Origin of the sequence: Streptomyces sp. NPDC091292 (genome assembly GCF_044757265.1) — a bacterium.
GTDB lineage: Bacteria > Actinomycetota > Actinomycetes > Streptomycetales > Streptomycetaceae > Streptomyces.
In genome coordinates this window covers 108,548-114,121 of record NZ_JBIVUQ010000025.1, presented here as the reverse complement: position 1 = coordinate 114,121, position 5,574 = coordinate 108,548, and the positions used below count along the sequence as shown (strand labels likewise).

Annotated in this window: 5 protein-coding genes; 2 read left to right on the top strand and 3 right to left on the bottom strand. The window is 72.2% G+C overall.

Annotated features, from left to right (window positions below; all coding sequences use genetic code 11):
- Window positions 1–296: 296 nt before the first annotated feature.
- Window positions 297–1,430, bottom strand: coding sequence for a magnesium and cobalt transport protein CorA (locus ACIQNU_RS38500; protein ID WP_401375713.1), 1,134 nt, complete (start codon window positions 1,428–1,430; stop codon window positions 297–299).
- A gap of 178 nt (window positions 1,431–1,608) precedes the next feature.
- On the opposite strand from ACIQNU_RS38500, the gene ACIQNU_RS38495 reads away from it, so the two are divergent.
- Together ACIQNU_RS38495 and ACIQNU_RS38490 are read left to right on the top strand one after the other, a co-directional pair.
- Entirely contained in the window at window positions 1,609–2,808 is a 1,200-nt protein-coding gene (locus tag ACIQNU_RS38495; RefSeq protein ID WP_401375710.1) for a winged helix DNA-binding domain-containing protein, read from the top strand.
- Window positions 2,805–3,437 (top strand): nucleotidyltransferase domain-containing protein, encoded by a 633-nt coding sequence (locus ACIQNU_RS38490; RefSeq protein ID WP_401375707.1) that lies wholly within the window; start codon window positions 2,805–2,807, stop codon window positions 3,435–3,437. The genes ACIQNU_RS38495 and ACIQNU_RS38490 overlap by 4 nt, the downstream gene beginning before the upstream one ends.
- A gap of 232 nt (window positions 3,438–3,669) precedes the next feature.
- Here the strand turns inward: ACIQNU_RS38490 and ACIQNU_RS38485 are convergent, their stop codons facing one another.
- Window positions 3,670–4,284 carry a LysE family translocator gene (locus ACIQNU_RS38485; protein ID WP_401375703.1) on the bottom strand — a complete coding sequence of 205 codons (615 nt, stop codon included), beginning with the start codon at window positions 4,282–4,284 and terminating at the stop codon, window positions 3,670–3,672.
- Between the two features lie 511 nt (window positions 4,285–4,795).
- Window positions 4,796–5,574, bottom strand: a 779-nt coding sequence (locus ACIQNU_RS38480; RefSeq protein ID WP_401375700.1) for a response regulator transcription factor, incomplete at its 5' end; no start/stop codon positions are given.

Below are 5,574 nucleotides of genomic sequence, written 5' to 3'. Positions count from 1 at the left end.
TGATCCGACGGGCCTGGTACACCCACCGCTGGGACAACCGCCCGCGCAGCCCCCGCATCCGATAGCCCGGCTCAACGCCTACTGGCGGACGCTCTTACTCTCCGTGTCGACCAACGCTCCGGGTGGCCCATGGTGCGGAGGGAGCGATCCAGGCAGGGGCCTCGCGATGGGGGGAGGCCGGCCGAAGCGGGGCACGTTTCATTCTCCCCAGATTCTCCCCAGCGGCTTGAACGGTGCCTGTGCCGGCCGTGATTGCGCCGCTGACATTGGTGTGTCGGCGCTTGTGTGCCGACTACTCAGAGCCAGTCGCGGCGCTTGAAGATGAAGTACAAACTGGTACAGACAACCGCCATAAGTACCAAAGCGAAGGGGTATCCGAACACCCACTGCAACTCCGGCATGCGGTCGAAGTTCATGCCGTAGATCGTGCCGACCAGCGTCGGAGCAAAGAGGATGGCCGCCCAGGAGGAGATTTTTTTGATCTCCTCGTTCTGTTCGAAGCCTGCCTCCGCCAACGCCCGCATTTCCGCGTTTTGTTGCTGGGTGACCAGCGTCGCGTTGACCGTGAGGATGTCCTGGAGCGCCTGGCGGAAGCCGTCGACGCGCTCGCTGGTGTGGGTGACGTGGTCCGCCACGTCCCGGAGGTTGCGCTGGAGTTCCTCGTCCGTGCCGTACTTCGCGAACCCGGCCATCAGCGCGTGCAGCATTCCCACCAGCGGGCGGGTGGCGCGCTGGAACTCGACCATTTCGCGGGAGAGTTCGTAGATACGACGGGACACCGCGGGGTCGCCCCGGAACACCTCGGTCTCGATCTCGTCGATGTCGTTCTGGACGCCGGCGACCACGGGCGCGTACCCGTCGACGGCCGCGTCGAGGATCGCGTACAGCACCGCCTCCGGGCCCAGTTTCAGGAGGTCGGGCGAGTCCTCCATGCGGTGGCGCACCGCCGACAGATCGGGTGCGGCGCCGTGTCGTACGGTGATCACGAAGTCGGGGCCGACGAAGACGTGCAGTTCGCCGAAGTCGACCTCCTCCTGCGCGTCGAGATAGCGGGCCGCGCGCAGGACCACGAACAGCGTCTCGCCGTACCGTTCCAGCTTCGGCCGCTGATGCGCCTCCATCGCGTCCTCCACCGCCAGCGGATGAAGGTCGAACTCGGCGGCCAGCGAATGGAGTTCCGCCTCGGTCGGGCGGGCGAGACCGATCCACGCCATCCCGTCGGGCTGGTCGCGCAGCTCGCGGTAGGTCTCCGCGAGCGTCGTCGGCGACGAGACCCGGACGCCGTTGCGGTACAGGGCCGCCTCCACGACGCTGCGGGGTTCCGCCGGGGGCGCGGGCGGGTCGTCGGCGCGGGGTGCGGCGGGGGCCGGTGGGGTCGTGGGTACGGGCGTCGGGCGCCGCGTCCACGCGTACCGCCTTCGCTCCGGCATCCCCGACGCCTCCCGTGTCGCCCGTGTCACCCGTGTCGCCGGTCCGTGTCCCCGGCCTCGGGCAGGATATACGGCCCAAATGTCCCGATGGCCGCAGGACCCGGGCCGGGATGCGGGTGGGGGATGCGGACAGGGATGCGGACAGCAGGTGTCCGCAAGGAGCGTTAGCGTGCGGGGCATGACCCCAAGGACGCCCCGTACGAATCCGCGTACGCAGCGCACGCCGGCCCCGGCCCCGGTCCTCGGCCCCCGCGCCCTCGGCCGCGCCACCCTCGCCCGGCAGCATCTGCTCCGCCGCGCCTCCCTCTCCGCGCGGGACGCCGTCGACCACCTCGTGGGGCTCCAGGCACAGAACGTGAAGCCGCCGTACTACGCGCTCGCCGCCCGCCTAGACGGGTTCGCGCCCGGGGATCTGTCCACGCTGATGCGGGACCGCGAGGTCGTACGGATGGTCACCATGAGGTCGACCATCCACACGCACACCGCCGATGACGCCCTGCGGCTGCGGCCGTTCGTGCAGCCCGCGCGTGAACGGGAGATCGCGTCCTTCCGCTCCGGGCTCGGCGGAGTCGACCTCGACCTGCTGGCCAGGATCAGCCGTGAGCTGGTCGAGGAGGAGCCCCGCACGATGAAGCAACTGCGGGAGGCGCTGCTCGCGCACTGGCCGGACGCCGAACCGGGGGCCCTGTCCGTCGCCGCGCGCTGTCTGCTGCCCCTCGTGCAGGTCACCCCGCGCGGCCTGTGGCGGGAGAGCGGACAGGTCACGCTCACCACCGCAGAACGGTGGCTGGACCGCCCCGCGCTGCCCGCGCCGCCGGCCGAGGACGTCGTACGCCGCTACCTCGCCGCGTTCGGGCCCGCTTCCGTGAAGGACATGCAGACCTGGGCCGGCGTGACCCGGCTGCGGGACGCCTTCGAACGGTTGCGGTCCGAGCTGCTGACGTTCCGCGATGAGAACGGTGTCGAACTGTTCGACCTGCCGGACGCGCCCCGCCCGGACCCCGACACCGGGGCGCCGCCGCGCCTGCTGCCCGAGTTCGACAACCTGCTGCTCTCCCACGCCGACCGGTCCCGATTCGTCCCCGACGCCTTCAAGGGCCGGACCTGGCGGGGCAACCAGGCGTACCGCGTCCTCCTCGTCGACGGATTCGTGGCGGGCGTGTGGCAGTTGGAGGAGCGGCGCGACGGGCGGGCGGTACTCACCGTGGAGGAGTTCCGACCACTCGGCCGGGCGGTGCGGGACGCCGTGACGGAGGAGGCCGCGCGGCTGCTGGACGTACTGCCGAACGGACCGGCGGGCGCCGCGACGGCGTACGACATCCGGTTCGGGGCAGTCGTGGGCGCGGGTCCCTCCGTACGGGGCACCATGACGTCATGACGCGCACCGTCACTCCGTGGGGTCCCTGGGAGCCCGCCCAACTGTCCGATGTGGCCGCCCTGTTCGCGGTGGCGCGGGTTCCGTGGTGGATCGCGGGCGGGTACGCCGTCGAACTGGCCGTCGGCCGTCGCATCCGGGATCACGGCGACATCGACGTCCTGCTGCTGCGGCGCGATCAGCTCACCGCGCAGGATGTCCTGCCGGCGTGGGAGTGGTGGGCCGCCGATCCGCCCGGCATGCTCCGGCCCTGGCGCCGGGGCGAGGCGCTGCCGTGCGGCGTACACGACATCTGGTGCCGGCCGGGGCCGGGTGAACCCTGGCGGATCCAGGTCATGCTGGACGAGTCCGACGGCGACGAATGGGTGTCGCGGCGGTGCGAGGGTGTGCGGCGGGGGGTCTCCGGGCTCGGGGTACGTAGCGCCGACGGCGTTCCCTACCTGGCACCCGAGGTCCAGCTCTACTACAAGGCCGAGGCGCCGCGCCCCAAGGACGAACTCGACTTCGCCGCCGTGCTGCCGCTGCTGGATCCGGTGCAACGGAACTGGCTGGCGGACGCCCTCGGCGAGGCGTACGGTGCCGGGCATCCTTGGCGCCCCCGCCTCAGCGCTCCGCTCGGTGGACCCGTCTGACGCACCGGCACTTCCCACTCGCCCCGATCGTCGGGCACCGGCACTCCCCACCCGCCCGCCCTTTCGGGCGGCCACCGGCGTCTTCCCGACCGTCACGGACACCCCCATCCCGATCGTCACGCACCGGCACTCCCCACCCGCCCGCCCTTTCGGGCGGCCACCCGCGTCTTCCCGACCGCCAGGGTTCTGCCGCTCAGTCCGTGCGTCTTCCCGACCGCCACGGTTCGACCGCTCACTCCCCCCGCCCCGTCGCCGCCACCGTCACCCCCAGCCCGATCATCGCGAACCCGCCCGCCCCGCCGATCGCCGACAGTCGTCGGTCCGACCGGGCGAACCAGCTTCGCGCCGCCGACGCGGTCAGCCCCCACAGGGTGTCCGTGACGAGTCCGATGCCGATCGGTATGAGCCCGAGCAACAGCATCTGGGCCGGTACATGACCGGCGCCGTGGTCCACGAACTGGGGGAGTACGGCGGCGAAGAACACGATGCCCTTCGGGTTGGTCAGCCCGACGAACGCGCCGTCGAGGACGGTCCGCACATCGCCGCGCGCGGCCTCGGGCACCGGGCCCGCCTCCATCGCCGCCGCCTTCAAGTCCTTCCGGTGCCGGAACGCCTGCACGCCCAGGAACACCAGATAGGCGGCGCCCGCCAGCTTCACCGCGAGGAACACGGTCGCGGACCGCTCGACCAGGGAGCCGACACCGAGGGCGACCGCCACGACCAGGGCGTACGAGCCGACCACATTGCCGAGCGCGGTGGCCACCGCGGTCCGCCGCCCGTGCGCGAGGGCACGCCCGATCACGAACAGGACACTCGGCCCCGGAATCACGATCACCAACAGCGACATCAACGCAAAGCCGAAAACCCGCTCACCGGACACCAATCCCACCACCCCCAACAGAATCTCCCCACATTGAACCAGCCCCCACCGACAACCCTTCGGGGATGGGGGAGACGGGGGGACGGTCGGGGATGCGGCGTCGGGGATCGGGTACCGGAAGCCGGAAGCAAGAGGGCCCAAGCCCGCTCCGCCAGGGGCGTGCGAGGCCGAAAGCCAGGCCGCGCCCGCCAGGTGCTTGATTCCCGCTACGACGGTGAGCACCTCCACGACGCATCCCTGGCGGTGCCAACCGGTCCCGCACCCCCCACCGCCGAAGGCCGGGCCGTGCCCGCCTGGGGGCGCTTGATTCCCGCCGCGACGGCGAGCCCCCCCCCCACCCCCACGACGCATCCCAGCGGTGCCAAGCCGCCCCCCACCGCACCCCACCCCCACCCCACCCCGGCCGGAGGCCAAGGCCCGCCCGGCAGGGCAAGTACCGGTCAGGCCAGGGCACCGACACGGCATCGCCACGGCACAGTCAAGGCAACACCCCCACCCTCCGCGCCGCCACCACCGCCTCCCCCCTCGTCCGCACCCCCAACTTCCGCATCGCTGAGCGCAGATACGACTTCACCGTCTCCGGGCGGAGGCCCAGACGGTCGGCGATCGCCGTATTCGTCGCGCCGGACGCGACCCATGTCAGGACGTCGATCTCCCGGGGAGCCAGCGCGGCGACCGGCGCCGACACCCGTACGGGAGCCGGGGCGAGGCGTGCGCACGCCGCGAGGAGTTCCGCTCGCAGGGCCGGGTCCCCGATGCGCGGGGCCAGCGCCCGCAGCGCCGCGTGGGCCTCGCGGACCCGTTCCCACGCGGCGGAACCCCCGGCCGGCTCCCGCGCCGCGGCCAGCAGCGCCCGCGCCTCGTCCCGTACGACGAGGGCCTGCTCCACATCGCGCGCCGCGGCGACCGCGAGCCCCAGCGTCCGGTCGCCGAGCGGCTGGGCCGCGCGCAACGCCCCGTACACGACCCCCCGCACCCGGCGCCGTACGACCACCGGAACGGCGAGTACTGACCGCAGGCCCTCCGTCTCGACCGCCACGTCGTACTCGTGGCTGATGTGCCGTGACGAGCTGTAGTCGGTGACCGCGCAGGGGCGGGTCAGGGCGATGGCCTTGCCGCCGAGGCCGTTGCCCGACGACACGGCGAGGGCGCGCAGCGCGGTCGTCGCGGTGCCGGTCATCTCACGGATCCGGATCTGCCGGCCGCCCGTCTCGACCAGACCGCCGAAGGCCACCGGCAGTCCCGACGTGCGCCGCA